Origin of the sequence: Streptomyces cellostaticus, from assembly GCF_001513965.1 — a bacterium.
GTDB lineage: Bacteria > Actinomycetota > Actinomycetes > Streptomycetales > Streptomycetaceae > Streptomyces > Streptomyces cellostaticus.
This window is the reverse complement of the sequence record NZ_KQ948016.1, coordinates 262952-282562: the sequence shown is the minus strand read 5'-3', so window position 1 is coordinate 282562 and position 19611 is coordinate 262952. Positions and strand designations below refer to the sequence as shown.

General features: G+C 71.6%; 17 protein-coding genes. 12 read left to right on the top strand and 5 right to left on the bottom strand.

Going from position 1 to position 19611, the window contains the following annotated elements; translation table 11 throughout:
- Positions 1-272: 272 nt before the first annotated feature.
- Both polA and AQI88_RS42630 read left to right on the top strand, forming a co-directional pair.
- Positions 273-2999, top strand: a complete 2727-nt coding sequence (polA, locus tag AQI88_RS04895; protein ID WP_066992421.1) for a DNA polymerase I — start codon at positions 273-275, stop codon at positions 2997-2999.
- Between the two features lie 579 nt (positions 3000-3578).
- Positions 3579-4013, top strand: a complete 435-nt coding sequence (locus AQI88_RS42630; protein WP_208615714.1) for a hypothetical protein — start codon at positions 3579-3581, stop codon at positions 4011-4013.
- On the opposite strand, the gene AQI88_RS04885 is transcribed toward AQI88_RS42630, so the two are convergent.
- Positions 3931-4788 (bottom strand): DUF4184 family protein, encoded by an 858-nt coding sequence (locus AQI88_RS04885; RefSeq protein ID WP_066992415.1) that lies wholly within the window; start codon positions 4786-4788, stop codon positions 3931-3933. The genes AQI88_RS42630 and AQI88_RS04885 overlap by 83 nt on opposite strands.
- 314 nt (positions 4789-5102) lie before the next feature.
- Between AQI88_RS04885 and AQI88_RS04880 the strand changes: the two genes are divergently transcribed.
- The 3 genes from AQI88_RS04880 (at position 5103) to pgfA (ending at position 8159) form a co-directional block, all read left to right on the top strand.
- Positions 5103-6854: a lytic transglycosylase domain-containing protein gene (locus AQI88_RS04880; RefSeq protein ID WP_066992412.1), complete on the top strand. Its 1752-nt coding sequence runs from the start codon at positions 5103-5105 to the stop codon at positions 6852-6854.
- Between the two features lie 149 nt (positions 6855-7003).
- The gene (locus AQI88_RS44785; RefSeq protein WP_107118462.1) at positions 7004-7138 is read left to right on the top strand and encodes an SPW_0924 family protein; all 135 of its coding nucleotides are present in this window, start codon (positions 7004-7006) and stop codon (positions 7136-7138) included.
- Between the two features lie 28 nt (positions 7139-7166).
- Positions 7167-8159 (top strand): cell envelope lipid trafficking protein PgfA, encoded by a 993-nt coding sequence (gene pgfA, locus AQI88_RS04875; protein WP_066992409.1) that lies wholly within the window; start codon positions 7167-7169, stop codon positions 8157-8159.
- Here the strand turns inward: pgfA and hrpB are convergent.
- Positions 8149-10674, bottom strand: coding sequence for an ATP-dependent helicase HrpB (gene hrpB / locus AQI88_RS04870; RefSeq protein WP_066992406.1), 2526 nt, complete (start codon positions 10672-10674; stop codon positions 8149-8151). The two genes, pgfA and hrpB, sit on opposite strands and share 11 nt — an antisense overlap.
- 96 nt (positions 10675-10770) lie before the next feature.
- Positions 10771-11595 carry a class I SAM-dependent methyltransferase gene (locus AQI88_RS04865; protein ID WP_066993655.1) on the bottom strand — a complete coding sequence of 275 codons (825 nt, stop codon included), beginning with the start codon at positions 11593-11595 and terminating at the stop codon, positions 10771-10773.
- Positions 11596-11966: 371 nt separating this feature from the next.
- On the opposite strand from AQI88_RS04865, the gene rpsA reads away from it, so the two are divergent.
- The 4 genes from rpsA (at position 11967) to AQI88_RS04840 (ending at position 15843) form a co-directional block, all read left to right on the top strand.
- Positions 11967-13457, top strand: coding sequence for a 30S ribosomal protein S1 (gene rpsA, locus AQI88_RS04860; RefSeq protein ID WP_066992403.1), 1491 nt, complete (start codon positions 11967-11969; stop codon positions 13455-13457).
- Positions 13458-13750: 293 nt separating this feature from the next.
- Positions 13751-14689, top strand: a complete 939-nt coding sequence (locus tag AQI88_RS04850; RefSeq protein ID WP_066992398.1) for a PAC2 family protein — start codon at positions 13751-13753, stop codon at positions 14687-14689.
- 76 nt (positions 14690-14765) lie between these two features.
- Complete coding sequence (coaE, locus tag AQI88_RS04845; protein ID WP_066992395.1) at positions 14766-15413, top strand: dephospho-CoA kinase; 648 nt, start codon at positions 14766-14768, stop codon at positions 15411-15413.
- A gap of 49 nt (positions 15414-15462) precedes the next feature.
- Positions 15463-15843 (top strand): tetratricopeptide repeat protein, encoded by a 381-nt coding sequence (locus AQI88_RS04840; protein WP_066992393.1) that lies wholly within the window; start codon positions 15463-15465, stop codon positions 15841-15843.
- 25 nt (positions 15844-15868) lie between these two features.
- Here the strand turns inward: AQI88_RS04840 and AQI88_RS04835 are convergent, their stop codons facing one another.
- Complete coding sequence (locus AQI88_RS04835) at positions 15869-16165, bottom strand: DUF6343 family protein (protein ID WP_066992388.1); 297 nt, start codon at positions 16163-16165, stop codon at positions 15869-15871.
- Positions 16166-16243: 78 nt separating this feature from the next.
- Here AQI88_RS04835 and AQI88_RS04830 point away from each other — a divergent pair, with 78 nt between their 5' ends.
- From AQI88_RS04830 to AQI88_RS04820, 3 genes are all read left to right on the top strand, one after another.
- Positions 16244-17146 (top strand): acyltransferase domain-containing protein, encoded by a 903-nt coding sequence (locus tag AQI88_RS04830; RefSeq protein ID WP_066992385.1) that lies wholly within the window; start codon positions 16244-16246, stop codon positions 17144-17146.
- Positions 17147-17345: 199 nt separating this feature from the next.
- Positions 17346-18038 (top strand): class I SAM-dependent methyltransferase, encoded by a 693-nt coding sequence (locus AQI88_RS04825; RefSeq protein ID WP_244184038.1) that lies wholly within the window; start codon positions 17346-17348, stop codon positions 18036-18038.
- Positions 18039-18113: 75 nt separating this feature from the next.
- On the top strand, positions 18114-18575 hold the full coding sequence (locus AQI88_RS04820; protein WP_066992382.1) for a DoxX family protein: 462 nt from the start codon (positions 18114-18116) through the stop codon (positions 18573-18575).
- Between the two features lie 119 nt (positions 18576-18694).
- Here AQI88_RS04820 and AQI88_RS04815 read toward each other — a convergent pair whose 3' ends face one another.
- A complete protein-coding gene (locus AQI88_RS04815) occupies positions 18695-19321 on the bottom strand; it encodes an RNA-binding S4 domain-containing protein (protein ID WP_066992379.1) in 627 nt (208 codons plus the stop codon).
- Between the last annotated feature and the right edge of the window lie 290 nt (positions 19322-19611).

Sequence of the window (19611 nt, the reverse complement as noted above, 5' to 3'; positions counted from 1 at the left end):
GGCTCGGGAACTGCCGCCACCGCAACCGGACGGGAGTCCCGTTGCGCCGCACACGTTCTGGCCGCGACGGCGATGCGCCCCGACGGTGCCGTGCAGCGGTGCCGAACCCACCGCGGGGTGACGGCAGTCACACCCGCTCGCTCCCCGCCCCACGGCTCCCCCTTCCTTCCCCACCGCCTCGCCGGGATCGGCAGCCGACAGCAGCCTTCCCCGGCTCCCTCGGCAGAGCCGCCCGCACCGGACTGTCAGTGGGCCGTGGCAGGATCGGGGGCGTGGCAGAGACAGCATCGAAGAAGACCGACAAGAACCCCGGCGGCACCCGTCCCCGGCTGATGCTCATGGACGGGCACTCGCTGGCCTACCGCGCGTTCTTCGCGCTGCCCGCGGAGAACTTCACGACCGCGACCGGCCAGCCGACGAACGCGATCTACGGCTTCGCCTCGATGCTGGCCAACACCCTGCGTGACGAGGCGCCCACCCACTTCGCGGCGGCGTTCGACGTCTCCCGCAAGACCTGGCGCTCCGAGCAGTTCACCGAGTACAAGGCGAACCGCTCCAAGACCCCGGACGAGTTCAAGGGCCAGGTCGAGCTGATCGGCGAGCTGCTCGACGCGATGCACGCACCGCGCTTCGCCGTCGAAGGCTTCGAGGCGGACGACGTCATCGCCACCCTCGCCACCCAGGCCGAGGCCGAGGGCTTCGAGGTGCTGATCGTCACCGGCGACCGCGACTCCTTCCAGCTGGTCACCGAGAACACGACCGTGCTGTACCCGACGAAGGGCGTCTCGGAGCTGACCCGCTTCACCCCGGAGAAGGTTTTCGAGAAGTACGGATTGACCCCCGCCCAGTACCCCGACTTCGCGGCCCTGCGCGGCGACCCCTCCGACAACCTCCCCGGCATCCCCGGCGTCGGCGAGAAGACCGCCGCGAAGTGGATCAACCAGTTCGGCTCGTTCGCCGAGCTGGTCGAGCGCGTCGAGGAGGTCAAGGGCAAGGCCGGGCAGAACCTCCGCGACCACCTGGAGTCGGTCAAGCTCAACCGCCGCCTCACCGAGCTGGAGCGCCAGGTCGAGCTGCCGAAGACGGTCGCCGACCTGGAGCGCGCACCGTACGACCGCAAGACCGTCGCGATGGTCCTGGACACCCTGGAGATCCGCAACCCGTCCCTGCGCGAGCGGCTCTTCGCGGTCGACCCGGGCACCGAGGAGGCCGAGACCACCCCGGTCGCCGCGGACGGCGTGGAACTGGACGGCAAGATCCTCGGCACCGGCGAACTGACCCCCTGGCTGGCCGAGCACGGCACCGGCACCCTCGGCGTCGCCACGGTCGGCACCTGGGCGCTGGGCACCGGCTCGGTCGCCGAGGTCGCCCTCGCCGCGGCCGGGGGAGCGGCCGCCTGGTTCGACCCCGCCGAGCTGGACGAGACCGACGAGAACGCGTTCGCGGCCTGGCTCGCCGACGCCGCCCGGCCCAAGGTGTTCCACAACGCCAAGGGCGCCATGCGCGTCTTCGCCGAGCACGGCTGGAGCGTCGAGGGCGTCAGCATGGACACCGCGCTCGCCGCCTACCTGGTCAAGCCGGGCCGCCGCTCCTTCGACCTGGACGCGCTGTCCATGGAGTACCTGCACCGCGAGCTGGCCCCCGCCGCCGCGGCCGACGGCCAGCTGGCCTTCGGCGCGGACGACGGCGCGGAGGCCGAGGCGCTGATGATCCAGGCCCGTGCCGTCCTCGACCTGGGCGAGGCCTTCGCGGACCGCCTCCAGGAAGTCGGCGCCGCCGACCTCCTGCGGGACATGGAGCTGCCCACCTCCGCCCTGCTCGCCCGCATGGAGCGCCACGGCATCGCGGCCGACCGCGCGCACCTCGAAGCGATGGAGCAGATGTTCGCGGGGGCCGTGCAGCAGGCCGTGAAGGAGGCCCATGCGGCCGCAGGCCACGAGTTCAACCTGGGTTCGCCCAAGCAGCTCCAGGAGGTCCTCTTCGGCGAGCTGGCCCTGCCCAAGACCAAGAAGACCAAGACCGGCTACACCACCGACGCCGACGCCCTGGCCTGGCTTGCCACCCAGACCGACAACGAACTGCCGGTGATCATGCTCCGCCACCGCGAGCAGGCGAAGCTGCGCGTCACGGTCGAGGGCCTGATCAAGACCATCGCGGGCGACGGCCGTATCCACACCACCTTCAACCAGACGGTGGCCGCGACCGGCCGGCTGTCCTCCACGGACCCGAACCTGCAGAACATCCCGGTCCGCACCGACGAGGGCCGGGCGATCCGCCGCGGCTTCGTGGTCGGCGAGGGCTTCGAATCCCTGATGACCGCCGACTACAGCCAGATCGAGCTGCGGGTGATGGCCCACCTCTCCGAGGACGAGGGCCTGATCGAGGCGTTCACCTCCGGCGAGGACCTGCACACCACGGTCGCCTCGCAGGTCTTCTCGGTCGAGCGGGACGCGGTGGACGCGGAGATGCGCCGCAAGATCAAGGCGATGTCGTACGGCCTGGCGTACGGCCTCTCCGCCTTCGGCCTCTCCCAGCAGCTGAACATCGAGGCGGGCGAGGCGCGCGCCCTGATGGACACCTACTTCGAGCGCTTCGGTGGCGTACGGGACTACCTGCGCCGGGCGGTCGACGAGGCTCGCGCGACGGGCTACACGGCGACGCTCTTCGGGCGCCGCCGCTACCTGCCCGACCTCAACAGCGACAACCGTCAGCGCCGTGAGGCGGCCGAGCGCATGGCGCTGAACGCGCCGATCCAGGGCACGGCCGCCGACATCGTCAAGATCGCCATGCTCAAGGTCGGCCTGGCCCTGGGCGAGGCGGACCTCAAGTCCCGCATGCTGCTCCAGGTCCACGACGAAATCGTCCTGGAGATCGCCCCCGGCGAGCGCAAGGCCACCGAGGAGATCGTCCGCCGCGAGATGGCGTCCGCAGTCCACCTGAGGGCCCCCCTCGACGTCTCGGTGGGCGTGGGCCCGGACTGGGAGTCAGCGGCGCACTAGCCTCCGGCCCTGGCGGAGGGACGTTGCCGACAGCCCTGTGGCAACGTCCTTCCGCCACTGCGGGAACGGGTGGGCGCTCGGCGCGGGGCTTTGCTCTTGCTGCGGTGAGGGGGGCTTGTTCTTCTCTGCTGTGGGGGCGGGCGGGTGCCGTCGACGGGGGTTCGTTGTCTGCTGCTGCGAGCGTGGGGATGATTCTCTGTCGCTGCGAAGGCAGGAGGGCGCCGAGGCCGGCGGCTTCTTCTCTGCTGCTGTGAGGGCGGCCGGATGCCGAAGGCAGCGGCTTTCCCTCCGCCGCTAGGGCAGCCGGTGGCTGCCAAGGCCGGCGCCATCCCCCCGCTGCCCCGCCGCCTGCTTCTCGCACACCGGCGACAAGAACTTCTCCGCCGCAACGGCGATCAACCCCCACGGCGCATTCCGGCGGTGCCGAACCCACCGCACCGCACACAGCCCCCACCCACCTACGCCCCGCAAGACCGCCCACCCCACCCGCACCCAAACCGGCCAACCCCCGGAGGGCGTTTCACTCACGTGGCCCCCGCCAAAACGCCCCCCGAGCCCCGCAGCCGCAACACTGCGGGCATGGGTATACGCATGCTCCACCGCCGGACGCCCGAGGCACGCAACGGCGCCCCGGCCCGGGCGGACACCGCCTCGGCCCAGGCCACGCCTGCCTCGCCGGTCCCGCCCTTCGCGGCCGACGCAAGCACCGCCCGCATCCCCGTCGACCTGGCCACGACGGCCCGTAGGACCGCAGCGGACCTCCGGCGCCGGCTCGCTGCACGGGCCGCCAGGACGGACGGCACCGCCCCCGGCTGGCGCGTCAGGGCGGACCTGGCCCGCGGCTACCTCGCGCTCCTGCTCACCCTGATCCCGAGAGCCCGCCCGCGGCGCACCCTCACCGTCTTCGTGGCACCCGCCCTCGTGGCCCCGGTCACCGAGCCACCGGCCGGCCCCGGCCCGCACCGACCGCCCCACCGGGACCGCCCGGAACCCGGGCCGGGCGCCACACCCTGACCCCGGCCGCGTACACCAGCACCCCGAGGACCAGTCCGGCGCCCGCCCCGAAACACAGCGTGGGCACCAGGTCCCAGGGCTTGGCGGTCGCACCCCAGTACTCCCACCACTGCGTCGCCCGCTGCACCGCCCCCACCAGGGCACAGCCGCCGATCACAGCACCGGCCCGCCACCGGTCCCGTACGGACAGCGCGGGCACCCCCACCGGCTCGCCGCGCGGCGCCCGCCGCAGCGCACGTACCACAAACACGGTGATCACCACGGCGGCCAGCGCGGACGAGCCGTACTGCAGCCATGAGTACGTCGGCATGCCCGCCAGACTCCGCCCAAGGGCGGGAATCAGCCGCGACCCCCACCGGTCGTGATGCGTGAACGCGTCCCACACGACATGCGTCAGCGAGCCGAGCACCGCCGAGACGTACCACCACAGGACGGAAGCGGCCCGCACGCGCGCGCGTGGCGCACCGCAGCGCAGCAGTGCCGCCGGACGCCCCTGTCCGGCCCGGGGCAGCAGTGCCACCAGCGGCTCCCGGACGAGCAGCCACAGCCCCACCAACGCCCAGGAGATGAGCACGTCCACGCTCACCACACCGGCGAAGGAGTGCGTGACCGCCCCGAATTCCATCCCGCCCGGCAGGACACTCGCCGCGTAGTAGGTCATGTCGGGCGCGAAGGAGCCCGCGACGAGCACCGCGGGCACGAGCCGTCCCCGGCCACCGCCGTCCTGCCGGATGGCGGGCAGCACGGCCGCCGCATGGCTGAGCGTGAACGGCAACAGGGCCCCCTGGAACGGTCGTCGGCCGTGGCACCGGATCCGGTGATCACGTCGGTCCAGTATGCGTGACTGTCACCCGCGCGCCCGGGGCAACAGCAGTTGGCCAATCGGTGAAAACCGGGCGTGAACGGCTCCCCACACACAGCAAGTTGTCGTAGGGTCACCTGGGTTGCCGGCCCGCATACACGGTCGAACATGCGTCGCACGGATGGAAAGGCGACACAGGGGCAACCAGAACACCGGGTCAACCGTCACACCAGAGCGAGGCAGTCAGACGGAGACGGACGCACGGCGTCCACGGGAGGGTTCACTCTATGGCGGCGCATTTCGGCAGGCGGCTGCGCAAGGGAGCGGCGACCACCGCCGTGGCCGCGGCAGCGGTCGCGGCTCTGTCCGCGTCCCAGGCTCCAGGAGTGACCGGCGAGGACCACGGCAGACAGGCCGCAGCCGGCGCCAGCGCCCCCGTACCGGACGCGGCCTCCGCCGGCAACGCCACCGGCAACTCGCCGTACTACACGGACCTGCCGCCCCTCAACAGCCCCAACCCCAGTCCGTCGCCCACCATGGGCACGCCCGTCTCCCGGGGCGAGGCCGAGGCCGGTATCCCCGCCACGGTCCTCGACGCCTACAAGAAGGCCGAGGCCGAGCTGCGCTCCTCCAAGCCGGGCTGCAACCTGCCCTGGCAACTCCTGGCCGCCATCGGCAAGGTCGAGTCGGGCCAGGCCCGCGGCGGCCGCGTCGACGCCAACGGTACGACGATCGGACACATCCTCGGCCCGCAGCTCGACGGCAACGGCTTCGCGCTCATCCCGGACACCGACCACGGCGAGTACGACGGCAACAGCCAGTACGACCAGGCCGTCGGCCCGATGCAGTTCATCCCGTCGACCTGGGCCTGGGCCGGCCGCGACGGCAATGGTGACGGCAAGGAGGACCCCAACAACGTCTACGACGCCGCACTCGCCGCGGGCCACTACCTGTGCCGCAACAGCTGGGACATGTCCACCGAGGGCGGCCTGCACAGCGCGATCCTCAGCTACAACAACTCGCAGGACTACCTGAACCTGGTCCTGAACTGGCTGGAGTACTACCGCAAGGGCACCCACTCCGTGCCCGACGGCACCGGCGGCGTGCCCTCCCACCGCAGCGACGACGGCACCGAGCACCACAGCACCCCGAAGCCCTCCGACCCGCCGAAGACCAAGCCGAAGCCGGGCAAGCCGGATCCCGGCAAGCCGGACCCCAGCAAGCCGGATCCCGGCAAGCCCGGCGGCGGCAACGACACCCCCGACCCGAAGCCGCCGAAGCCGCCGGTCCCGCCGAAGCCGCCCACGCCCTCCGACACCGTGGACCATCTGGCGGACGCGGGCACCGCGAAGCTCACCGCGATGGCCGGTGACGCCTTCGACCAGCGGATCAGCACCCGCGCCGAGACCAAGGCCGGAATGTCCGTCGGCAAGGTCAGGATCCGGTTCACCATCACCGGCGACACCGACGCCACCTTCGCCGGCGGCGAGACCGTGGCCACGGTCGCCACCGACACCAAGGGCGTGGCGGTCGCACCGGCGCTCCAGGCGGGCGAGAAGACCGGCGACTTCAAGATCACCACGGCGGTCGTCGGCCACAAGGCCAAGGGTGTCGACTATCAGGCCACCGTCACCGCCCGCGCCGCCGACACCCTCGCCCGCACCAGCGACACCCCGCTGACCTGCACCCCGGGCGGCGAGTTCGCCGACCAGGTCGAGGTGAAGGCGACGTACAAGGGCGCCGTCGCGGACAAGGTCGCAACCACCGCCACGCTGATCAAGTCGGACGACGACGCCACCGAGAACGACAAGGGCCCCTACTTCAAGGACGCCGACGGCAAGGCCGTACGCACTCTCACCGGCCTCCAGACGGACGCCAAGGGCCTGCTCACCCTGCCGAAGCTGTACGCGGACGACACCACCGGCACCTTCCTGCTCCGCATCACCACCACCGGCGGCGCGACCCTCACCGTCGAACTGAAGGTCGCCGCGGCCGACACCTCGGCGGGCCCCTCGCCGAGCCCGTCCGCGACCTCCTGACGGCACAGAGGACACCAGGGCGCCCCTCCGCCTCGGCGGAGGGGCGCCCTCGTCCATGCGTTCAACCTGTTCTCATCTCGGCCGCCCGTTGCTACGGTGCCTGCCTCACCTGACGAACCATCAGGAACCGTCCCGCCGGGAGGCCCCGCATGCGCGCCCTGATCGCCGCCGCGACCGGTCTCGCCCTCGCGCTCGCCCTGGTCCTGACGATCACCGCCATGGGTACTCCAACGGGCCGGACATCCCCCAAGCCGCTGCTGACGACGGTGCCCGCGCACCCGTAGCAGCGCCCGTCCGGGAGGGAGGCCGGAAATGCGCCGCAAGGCAAGCCTGGTCCTGCTCGCGTGCGCCGTCTTCTGCGCTGCGCTGTCCCCGCTGCTGCGCTGGTACGCCTTTCCGCGCCTGGCCCGGATCCCGGCGAACCAGTACCAGGACGTGGTCCTGGAGGCCAAGGGCGCCACTCTCCTCGACTACGGCACCATGCGCTCCAGGAAGGTCCCCAAGGTCACCATCGTGCAGACCCTGAGGGGCGACGTGGAGGCCGCCAAGAAGATCGAGAAGAGCGCGGGGCTGCCCGTCGTCGTCTGGGACGGCCTGTCCTACGTCCAGGGCCCCGACGGCAAGATGGTCTCCAGGGTCTCCGAGCGCTACATCTTCGACGCCCACAGTCAGGATCCCGTCCACGCCCCCGGCGAAGCGGTCGACGGCGACACGGTCAAGAGGGACGGCATCGAGTTCAAGTGGCCCTTCCTCACCCAGAAGCGCGACTACGAGTACTTCGACGCCCAGGCCCGCACCACCAGCCCCATCCACTACAAGGGCACCCGGACCTTCCGCGGCGTGAAGGTCTACTACTTCGAACAGACCGTCCCCTGGACGAAGGTCCCCTTCCCGAAGGTCATGCCCGTGCAGGGCATCACCCCCGAGTCGGTGGCCAGGACCGGCACCACCCGCTGGTACAGCACGGTCCGCAGATTCTGGGTCGAACCGGTCACCGGAGCGCCCGTGTTCGGCGAGGAGCTCCACAAGGAGGAGCTGCGCGGCGGCACCCTGCTCGGGGGCCGGGCCAAGGTGACGGCGTTCGCCGGGGACGTGAAGATGCGCGAGGACTACATCGAGCACACGGTCGCCCTGGTCAAGCACAACCGCACCCTGATCCTGATGCTCACCTCGTACCTGCCCCGGGGCTCCCTGATCCTCGGCCTCCTGCTCCTCTCGCTCGCCCTCTGGCTGGAGGCACGCGGCCGCCGCCCGCAGGACCCGGCCCCCACGCAGGAGACGGAACCCGAACCGGTCAGCGCCTGAGCCGCGCGGTGGTATGCCGCGTGGGCTCGGCCGTCGCCGGGTCCTCGGGCCAGGGATGCTTCGGATAGCGCCCGCGCAGCTCCGCGCGTACGCCCTTGTAGCCGTCCTTCCAGAAGGAGGCGAGGTCGGCCGTGACGGCGGCGGGCCGCCCGGCGGGGGACAGGAGATGCACGAGCAGCGGCACCCCTGCCACGGTCGGCGTCTGCTGCAACCCGAACATCTCCTGAAGCTTCACCGCGAGGACGGGCCGCTCCGGGTCCCCGTAGTCGATCCGGATTCTGGACCCACTGGGTACGGTCATCCGCTCGGGCGCCAGCTCATCCAGCCGGGCGGCCTCCCCGCTCGCCCAGGGCAGCAGCCGCGCGAGCGCCTGCCCGGCGTCGATCCGCCCGAGATCGGCCCGCCGCCGGGTCCGGCTCAGCTCCGGTTCCAGCCATTCGTCCACGCGCGCGTGCAGCGCCTCGTCCGACACGTCCGGCCAGGACTCCCCGAGGTGCGTGCGCAAGAACGCCAGCCGCTCCCGCAGCACCTCCGCCTCCGGCGGCCACCGCAACAGCCCGAACCCCTCCTGCCGCAGCCCTTCGAGGACAGCGCCGCGCACGAGAACGGGATCGACCTCCTTCAGGGGCCGCACGGCCAACTCGATGGCCCCCAGCCGCTCGACACGCCGGGCGACGACATCCCCGTCGGCCCAGTGCACCTCGTCCCGCTCCGCCAGAAGCGGACCGGCCGCGGCCCGCGCGACGTCCTCGTGCACGGCAGCTCCGAGCCGCACGCGCGCGTGCCCTTTTCCGCCGGGCCGATCGGCTACGGCGACGACGATCCAGGGCGCCCCGCGCAGAGCGGACCCGTCGTCCAGCTCGGCCCTGGTCCCGGACGCCATGAGGTACGACGCGCCGTCGAGCCTGGCGACACGCTCGGGAAAGGCAAGAGCGGTGACAAGCCCGACGAGCCTGTCATCACCGGTGCCCGGCCCGGCTTGGACGTCCACTGCTGACCGACGGTCGTGGGTGCGCGGGTGGGAAGACTCCCCTGAGACGGCCCGCAGCCGCCGCACTTCCGCAGCCCACCGCCCCGCGTAGGCATCACCCCCACGCCGCGCACGCCGCAACGCACCGGCGAGATCATCCCCGTAGTCCCGTGGCACCTCTTCAGAAAACAGAGCGACAACCGAGGCACCCTCACCGGGCGTGTCCAGCAAGGCCCGCCCCAGCCGAGGGTGCACCCCCAGCCGGCCCAGCCGCACACCGAGCTCGGTGGCCCGACCGATCGAGTCCACCGCCCCCACCGCTGTCAGCGCGGAGCGCGCCGCTGCCATCGCCCCGCCCGGCGGCGGATCCAGCAGCGCCAGCCCCGAGGCGTCCGGATCGCCCCAGCAGGCCGCCTGAAGGGCGAACGCGGTCAGATCGGCCACCCTGATCTCCGGCGTGGGAAAGGCCGTCAGGCGGCCGTCCTCGGCCTCCGTCCAGCACCGGTACACCGCACCCGGCGCCTCACGCCCGGCCCGCCCCGCCCGCTGCCGCCCGGCCGCCCGCGACGCCCGTACCGTCGTCAGCCCGCTCAGCCCGCGCGCGTGATCCACCCGAGGCTCCCGCGCCAGCCCCGAGTCGACCACCACGCGCACCCCGGGCACCGTCAGCGACGACTCCGCCACGGACGTCGCCAGCACCACCCGGCGCCGCTCCCCGGGCGCCAGCACCGCGTCCTGCACGGCGGCCGGCGCCCGCCCGTGCACCTGGAGCACATCCACCGCCCCCAGATCGCCGAGCTGCCCGGCCACGCGCGCGATCTCGCCCGTGCCGGGCAGGAAGCACAGCACGTCACCCTCCCGCTCGGCCAGCACCCGCCGCACCACCGACGCCACGTGTGCCAGCAGCGCCGGATCGACCCACATGCCGTGCGGCGGCCGCACCGGACGCGCGGGCGGCGCCCACAGCACGTCCACGGGGTGCGAGACTCCCTCGGCCTCGACCACCGGGGCATCGCCGAGCAGCCGCGCCCACCCCTCCGCGTCCGTGGTCGCCGATGCGGCCACCAGCCGCAGCTCCGGCCGCAGCGCCTGCCGTACGTCCCACAGGAACGCGGCCACCGTGTCGGCGTCCAGATGCCGCTCGTGACACTCGTCGAGCACCACGACATCGACGCCCGCGAGCTCCTGGTCCCGCTGCAGCCGCTGCAACAGCACACCGGTGGTCACGACCTCCACGCGCGCGTGCCGCCCCACGACCCGTTCACCGCGCACCGTGTAACCGACGCTCTCGCCGGTCTTCTCGCCCAGCAGCCACGCCATCCGCCGGGCCGCCGCGCGCGCCGCGATCCGCCGCGGCTCGGCCACCACGACCCGCCGCGCGGGACCCCCGCCGACCAGCCCCGCGAGCACCAGCGGCACCAGCGTCGTCTTGCCGGTGCCGGGCGGCGCCACCAGGACGGCGGTGCCGTCCGTGTCCAGGGCGTCGGTGAGGGCGGGCAGGGCGGTGCGCACGGGCAGCGCGTCCAGGGCGTCGTAACGGATCACGCCCCCAGTGTCGTACGACGGTCAGAACGCCCCTCACGCGCGCGTGCGCAGAAGAGCAGAAGAAACGCAGGAGACAGCAGGCGGAGGGAGCGAGCCTCAGTCCCGCTCGCACACGAAGATCGCCGTCCCCGGAATCAGGTTCCCGCGCAGCGGGGACCAGCCGCCCCACTCCGAGGTGTTCCAGGCCGGCCACTCCGGCTCCACGAGGTCCACCAGCCGGAAGCCCGAGGCCACGATGTCCCGGACGCGGTCGCCGAGCGTCCTGTGGTGCTCGACGTACACCGCACGGCCCTCCTCGTCCTGCTCCACGTAGGGCGTGCGGTCGAAGTAGGACGAGCCCACCGACAGGCCCTCCGGACCCGGCTCGTCCGGGAACGCCCAGCGGATCGGGTGCGTCACCGAGAAGACGAACCGGCCGCCCGGCCGCAGCACCCGGCCCACCTCGCGCATCACCAGCCGCGGGTCGGCCACGAACGGCAGCGCCCCGTACGCGGAGCAGGCCAGGTCGAAGGAGCCGTCCGCGAAGGGCAGCGCGCCGGCGTCGGCACAGACGAGGGGAAACGATCCGCCGATGCGCAAGGAGTGCTGGAGCTGGCGGTGCGAGAGGTCCAGCGCCACCGGGCGGGCGCCCTGGGCGGCCAGCCAGCGCGAGCACTGCGCCGCGCCCGCGCCGATCTCCAGGACGTCCTTGCCCTTCAGCTGCTCCTGCGGGCCGAGCAGCTCGGCCTCCACCTCGTCCAGGCCCTCCGGGCACCACACGAAGCGGTCGTCGCCCAGGAACGTGCCGTGGTCGATCTGGTACTCGTCGGCGTTGCGGTCCCACCAGCCCCGGTTGGCGCGGGCGCTCTCCGCGACCCCGGCGTCACGTCGGGTGGCTTCCGGCTCGAACCCTTCAGGGTCGAGCGTTTCGGGCTCTTGGATGATCGGCTCCCTCGTCGTACTCTTCCGTGCAACCCGCCGGGCGCGCGTGTCACGGAAGGGGTCCCGCAGCCCTGCGTGGCCTCCTGGGACGATTTCTTGTGCCGGGTATGCGGTGATCCGCCCCGGGTGTGCGCCTTCGCGCATTGACCGTTTCCGGCTGCCCCCGTATGCTACAAGTTGCGCTGCGGGCCTGCGCACCTCAGACGTAGCAGGCTGCGCTCGCATCTGTTGTATGTCCCCTCGGTTGTCGAGGCGCCATCACCAGTTTCTGGTGGGGCGCTTCCTTGGCTGTCCGGCTTCTTCAGAGCGATACGGGCTCCCGGCGTAGCAGTACCTACGACTTCAATGTCCGTACCGGAGCCCTTTCCCACATGACGAGCAGCACCGAGACCACCGCCACCACCCCGCAGGTTGCGGTCAACGACATCGGTAACGAGGAAGCCTTCCTCGCCGCGATCGACGAGACGATCAAGTACTTCAACGACGGCGACATCGTCGACGGCGTCATCGTGAAGGTCGACCGGGACGAGGTCCTGCTCGACATCGGTTACAAGACCGAAGGTGTCATCCCGAGCCGCGAGCTCTCGATCAAGCACGACGTCGACCCCAACGAGGTCGTCGCCGTCGGTGACGAGATCGAGGCCCTTGTTCTCCAGAAGGAGGACAAGGAAGGCCGCCTGATCCTCTCGAAGAAGCGCGCCCAGTACGAGCGTGCCTGGGGCACCATCGAGAAGATCAAGGAAGAGGACGGCATCGTTACCGGTACCGTCATCGAGGTCGTCAAGGGTGGTCTCATCCTCGACATCGGCCTCCGTGGCTTCCTCCCGGCCTCCCTGGTCGAGATGCGCCGCGTCCGCGACCTCCAGCCGTACGTCGGCAAGGAGCTCGAGGCCAAGATCATCGAGCTGGACAAGAACCGCAACAACGTGGTCCTGTCCCGCCGTGCCTGGCTGGAGCAGACCCAGTCCGAGGTCCGCCAGACGTTCCTCACGACCCTCCAGAAGGGTCAGGTCCGCTCCGGTGTGGTCTCCTCGATCGTCAACTTCGGTGCCTTCGTGGACCTGGGTGGCGTCGACGGTCTGGTCCACGTCTCCGAGCTGTCCTGGAAGCACATCGACCACCCCTCCGAGGTTGTCGAGGTCGGCCAGGAAGTCACCGTCGAGGTCCTCGACGTCGACATGGACCGCGAGCGCGTCTCCCTGTCGCTGAAGGCGACCCAGGAAGACCCGTGGCAGCAGTTCGCCCGCACCCACCAGATCGGCCAGGTCGTGCCCGGTAAGGTCACGAAGCTGGTTCCGTTCGGTGCGTTCGTCCGCGTGGACGAGGGCATCGAGGGTCTGGTCCACATCTCCGAGCTGGCCGAGCGCCACGTGGAGATCCCGGAGCAGGTCGTCCAGGTCAACGACGAGATCTTCGTCAAGGTCATCGACATCGACCTCGAGCGCCGTCGCATCAGCCTCTCGCTGAAGCAGGCCAACGAGGCCTTCGGTGCCGACCCGGCCACGGTCGAGTTCGACCCGACCCTGTACGGCATGGCCGCGTCCTACGACGACCAGGGCAACTACATCTACCCCGAGGGCTTCGACCCCGAGACCAACGACTGGCTCGAGGGCTACGAGACCCAGCGCGAGGCGTGGGAGCACCAGTACGCCGAGGCGCAGCAGCGCTTCGAGCAGCACCAGCAGCAGGTCATCAAGTCCCGCGAGGCCGACGCCGCTGCCGCGGCCGAGGGTGGCGAGGCTGCGGCTCCGGCCGCGACCGGTGGTTCGTACTCCTCCGAGGGAGCGGACACCTCTGGTGCCCTGGCCTCGGACGAGGCGCTGGCTGCGCTGCGCGAGAAGCTGGCCGGCGGCCAGAGCTGATCGCTAGCGGCTGGGCTTAGCCGATAGTTCTGAGGGCCCGTACCTTTCGAGGTGCGGGCCCTCAGACTTTTTTGGAGGGGCCGGTCATCCTTTTTTCGGGGGTGCCAGTCGTCGTGTGGCTGCAGGCTGGCTGTGGTTCGTCGCGCAGTTCCCCGCGTCCCTGGGGGGACTGCAGTGCCCGGGGTCGTGGATCTTCGAGTTCCTGATCACATCGTCCGTGCTGGGGTCACGTGGGGGAATGCCCACGTTCCAGGGCGTGTTGTCGATGACGAACACGAGGAGGAGCGGTCACAGTGCTTGATCCGCAGGGTTTGTACGCATGGGAGCCGAAGGGCCTGGCCGTCGTCGACATGGCGCTCGCCCAGGAGTCGGCCGGCCTTGTCATGCTCTACCACTTCGACGGATACATCGACGCGGGTGAGACCGGCGACCAGATTGTCGAGCGGCTCCTCGACTCACTGCCCCACCAGGTCGTGGCCCGCTTCGACCACGACCGGCTCGTGGACTACCGGGCCCGTCGCCCGCTGCTGACCTTCAAGCGGGACCGCTGGACCGAGTACGAGGAGCCCGGCATCGAGGTCCGGCTGGTCCAGGACGCCACGGGGGCCCCCTTCCTGCTGCTGTCCGGCCCCGAGCCGGACGTGGAGTGGGAGCGCTTCGCCGCGGCCGTACGACAGATCGTGGAGCGGCTCGGGGTCCGCCTGTCCGTGAACTTCCACGGCATCCCCATGGGCGTCCCGCACACCCGCCCCGTGGGCCTCACCCCGCACGGCAACCGCACCGACCTCGTCCCGGGCCACCGCAGCCCCTTCGACGAGGCCCAGGTGCCCGGCAGCGCCGAGGCGCTGCTGGAGTACCGCCTCATGGAGGCCGGGCACGACGTCCTGGGCGTCGCCGCGCACGTCCCGCACTACATCGCCCGCTCCGCGTACCCGGACGCGGCGCTCACCGTCCTGGAGGCCATCACGGCCGGCACCGGTCTGGTGCTGCCCGGTGTCGCGCACTCCCTGCGCACCGACGCACACCGCACGCAGACGGAGATCGACCGGCAGATCCAGGAGGGCGACGAGGAGCTGACCGCGCTCATCCAGGGCCTCGAGCACCAGTACGACGCCGCCGCGGGCGCCGAGACCCGGGGCAACATGCTCGCCGAACCGGTCGACATCCCCTCGGCCGACGAGATCGGGCGCGAGTTCGAGCGGTTCCTGGCGGAGCGGGAGGGCGACAACTAGGGCAGCCGTCCCGGCCGTTCGGCGCGGGCCGGTGCCGGGGGTGGCCCTGTCCGTGCCAGCGCCTAAGCTTCCGCTCATGCTGAAAGTGGGCCTGACCGGCGGCATCGGCGCCGGCAAGAGCGAGGTGTCACGGCTGCTCGTGGAGCACGGGGCCGTGCTGATCGACGCCGACCGCATCGCACGCGAGGTCGTCGCGCCCGGAACGCCCGGTCTCGCGGCCGTGGTGGAGGCCTTCGGCGAGGACGTCCTCGCCGCGGACGGCAGCCTGGACCGGCCCAGGCTCGGCTCCATCGTGTTCGCCGACCCCGACAAGCTGGCCGTCCTCAACTCGATCGTGCACCCCCTGGTGGGCTCCCGCTCCCGGGAACTGGAGAGCGCCGCGGCCGGCGATGCCGTCGTGATCCACGACGTCCCGCTGCTCACCGAGAACGGCTTGGCACCGCTGTACGACCTCGTGGTCGTCGTCGATGCGAGCCCCGAGACCCAGCTCGACCGGCTGGTGCGGCTGCGCGGGATGACCGAGGAGGACGCACGCGCGCGTATGGCCGCGCAGGCGACCCGCGAACAGCGCCGGGAGATCGCCGACATCGTGATCGACAACGACGTACCCCTGGACGCGCTGCACAAGCGCGTGGCGGAGGTCTGGGACGAGCTCGTGCGTCGGGCGCGCGCGTCCCGGACGGGAGTGGGGGACGGCCGTCCGGGAGACGAAGACGCGGAATAGCAGGCCGCGACGGGGCGTTGAACCGCCGCAGTGAGGGAAGGACTTTGCCGTGCCCGAGATCAGCGGTTCGACCGGACGTACTCCGGAGACGCATGTCATCGATTTCCGCGCCGCCGAGCAACTGCTCAACGCACGGGATCCGCGGGGTGCGGTGAAGCTGCTCGACGGAGTCATCGCCGCACACCCCGAGAACACCGCGGCCCGTCTGCTGCGCGCGCGTGCCTTCTTCGCGGCCGCTCAACTGCGCCCCGCCGAGCTGGAGTTCACGATCGTGCTGGAGCGCGAGCCGGACAACGCGTTCGCGCACTTCGCGCTCGCCCGCACCTATGAGCGCCAGGGCCGTCCCGACCAGGCCAAACGCCATTTCCGGCTGGCCGCCGCGCTCGACCCCAACCCGCAGTACCTGAAGGCGGCCGACTTCGACTCCTGACCGGCGACGAGCCCGCAGGCCCCGGTCAGGGGTGGCGGTGCCGCGGCGGCCCTGGGAAGGGCGGACCGCTCTCCGGCGGCCGATACGGCGGTATGTCCGGGCCCGGCTGGTAGTGCGGACCCTGCCGGATGTGTCTGAGGATCATGGCCATGTCGACGGTGGCCACCAGCCACAGCACCCCGCAGGCGGCCGCCCAGCCGGGGTGCCCGGCCAGCGCGAACGCCGCCGTGCCGAAGATCGCCCAGACCAGCCCCCATACGCTCAGCCAGAACCGCGCCCGCAGTGCACTGCGCGCGGTTGCCGGCTCACTGCCCGTACGCATCGGATCACCACTCCTGCTTGCAACGTACTCTTCGTCGAAGGCGCGCACCAACGATGCTCGCGACAGGGGGGATGCGCAGTGCTGCCGGACGCCGACGACCTGCCCGAAGCGCTCCTCGATCTGGCTGTGCCGCACGAGGACATCAACGAACTGGTCGCGCTGCGGCGCACGGTGACGGGTGACCCCGGCACGCTGAGACTTCTGGAGGGGTGCGTCGAGGAGCTGCTCCGGGACCCGGAGGAGACAGGCCGCACACCCGACCTCGGCGAGCTGCTGGCGTCCGCCCCGGCCACGCTGAACGGCCTCTTCGCCGTGTACGTCTTCCTCGCCGCGCTCCCGCACACCCTCGCCCACCACCGGGAGCGGGGCATCCCGCCCGAGGTCTCCCGGCGCACTCTGGCCGACCTGGGCCGTCACATGGCGGTGTACCGCAGGCGGCACGGCAGGGCCGGGGTGCAGTCGCGGCGCTGGCTCGTCCGTCACTTCCGCGGGGAGCTGTACCAGCTGGGACGGCTGCAGTTCGAGCGGGCGCGGCTCGGGCAGCGCACCGCTCCGGTGATCGCGGCGGCCGGCCTCGACGCGGCACCCGGCACGGCATGTCTGAACCTCCACATACCCGACTTCCACGGTCCGCTGACGCCGTCCGCCTGCGACCGCTCCCTGGCACTGGCCCGGGACTTCTTCGCCCTGCACTTCCCCGAGGAGCACGCCGAGGCGGTGCTCTGCCATTCCTGGCTGCTCGACCCGCAGTTGAAGCGGTACCTGTCCGCGCAGTCCAACATCATCCGCTTCCAGGAGCGGTTCCGTGTCGCCCGTGAGGACACGGAGCCGGCCGACACCGAGCCCGTCCAGTTCGTCTTCGGGGACCCCGACCTGCCGGTCGCTCAGCTGCCGCGGCGCACGTCCGTGGAGCGGGCCGTCGGCGACCATCTGCGGGCAGGGGGCCACTGGTACATCGGGCACGGATGGTTTCCGCTGTAGGGGCGGATGGTCTCCGTTGGAGGGGCGGATGGTCTCCGTTGGAGGGACGGACGGTCTCCGTTGGAGGGACGGACGGTCTCCGTTGGGGGGATGGGTGCCGCCGCGATGGTGGATGGTTCCCGCTGCGGGGTGAATGACTCGAACGAGTGAACCGGAGCCGGACGGGAACGGGCGTGCGGAGGCCGCCCGTTGTTCGGGCATGACGGTCGAAATGCGTGAGGGACACGAGGGAACGGGACCCGGTGCGATCACCCCGGACGGCTGCGCGGTCGACTTGTACGCGCGACTTCCGGTGGGCGACGAGCCGGACGTCATCGCCGGGGCCGTGCCCGCCGGGGCGCACATTCTGGAGCTGGGCAGCGGAGTGGGCCGGGTGACCCATCCCCTGCTGGAGCGCGGCTTCACGGTCACGGCGGTGGACGAGTCCGCCGAGATGCTCGGCCGCGTCCGCGGGGCCCGCACGATATGCGGCTCGATCGAGGAGCTGGACCTGGGCGAGACGTTCGACGTGGTGCTGCTCGCGTCGTTCCTCGTGCACGCGGGCGATGCCGAGGTGCGCCGGGACCTGCTGCGCACCTGCGTCCGGCATGTCGCGGAGGGCGGCTGTGTGCTCATCCAGCGGGAGGGCGAGGACTACCACACGAAAGTACCGAGGGAGCGGGTCGACCCGAGCGGTTTCACCGTGCGGATCGTGTCGGCGGAGCCGGTCGGCGGCGGGGTGAACTCGGTGCGCGCCGAGTATGTCTTCCCGGACGCGGTCTGGACACAGACATTCCTGGCCCGGCCCCTGACCAAGGAGCAGTTCGAGGAGGCGCTGGCGGAGGCAGGACTGGAGGTGGACGCCTATCTGACTCCGGACGGGACGTGGGTGAGGGCGGTACCGGTGGGGTGAAGAGCGATGAGTTCTCGGGCCGCGGCCGGTCTACCTCGGTGACAGCAACCGGGACCGCTTCCCCAGGAGACCTCCATGTCCGAGACCACCGCCCCCGTCACTTCTGCCACCTCCGCCCCCTCCGCCGCTTCCGGGACCTTCCACGGTCGCTTCGCCCGCATCGCCCTGCGCGCGGTGCAGGTGCTGCTCGCCCTCTTCTACGGGATCGCCAGCGCGCTGCCCAAGCTGATCGCGCACCCGTCGGCCGTCGAGTCCTTCGACAAGATCGGCTGGGGCAGCGTGGGCATGTACACCATCGGCGCACTCGAACTGGCCGGCGCGGTCGCGCTGTTGGTGCCGATGCTGCAGTCGGTGGCGGCGGTGGCGCTGAGCGCTCTCATGGTGGGCGCGTTCATCGTCCAGCTCACCGTCTTCGACGGGCAGTACGCGGCGACCCCGCTGATCCTGATCGTGCCGCTCGTCCTGATCGCCTGGACCCGGCGCGGGTACAACGCGGACCTGCTGCGACTGCTGCGGCAGGCGGGTCGACGGGCGTGACCCGTACGGGACACCGCCGGTGACGCTGGCCGGGGCGCGGGGGCCCGGCCGACGTCACCGGCGTGCGGGGACATGGGGTGCGGGTCCGCGGGGATGACGTGCATGCCGACGGCTGCGGCTTACCGGCCCCCGGGCCGCCCGCCCGGCCCGCTGGGTCCCTGCGGTCCGCCCGGTCCGCCCAGTGGCGGCGCGCCCAGTCCACCCAGTCCGCGCAGTCGCTCCAGCTCGCGGCGGTCCCGCTTGGTGGGGCGGCCGGTGCCGCGGTCGCGGAGGCCGGCGGGGGCGATGGCCTCGCGGGGCGGGGGAGGCGGGGAGTTGTCGATATAGCACTGGATGGCCACCGGGGCGCCGACGCGCTTGCGGATCAGGCGCTTGACGATCACGACCCGTTCCCGGCCCTCGTGCCGCAGGCGCACCTCGTCACCGACGCGTAGGGAGTAGGCGGGCTTCACGCGCTCGCCGTTGACGTGGACGTGCCCGCCACGGCAGGCGGCGGCGCCCAGGGAGCGGGTCTTGATCAGGCGGACGGCCCAGATCCAGCTGTCGATCCGCACGGTCTCGCCCTGGGCCGGCCCGGCGGCCTCGGCGGCGGCCACCGCGGCGGCGATCTTGGGATCGAGCGGCTGGGCTTCGGCAGCCCCGGAACCCCCGGAATCACCGGCGCCCCCGGCATCCTGGGCGGGGGCCGTGCCGTCCGGCCCGCCGGTGTCACGGTGCACGTTCTCGTCCGCATCCTCCGAAGCCATGCCCCGACCTTAACGCGCCGGGCCGGGTGAGCCGGAGGTGATTTCCGGGGGAGCGGGGATGTGCCACCGCGTCTCCTCCGGCCGGCCAGGCCTTGGTCGACAGCCGACCGGCGCAGTCCACCGGCGGCGCGGTCGACGGCACGCCCTCCAAGGCGGGGGCAAGGGCAGGTCCGCCGGCGCACACCGGGGCGCCGAGCTCACTTGAGGCGTTCACCCGGCCCGTTCACCTGATGGGTTCGAGTCCCGACGGCTCGCCTGGGGCGTCTGGGCCCCGGCCCGATCACTTGGGG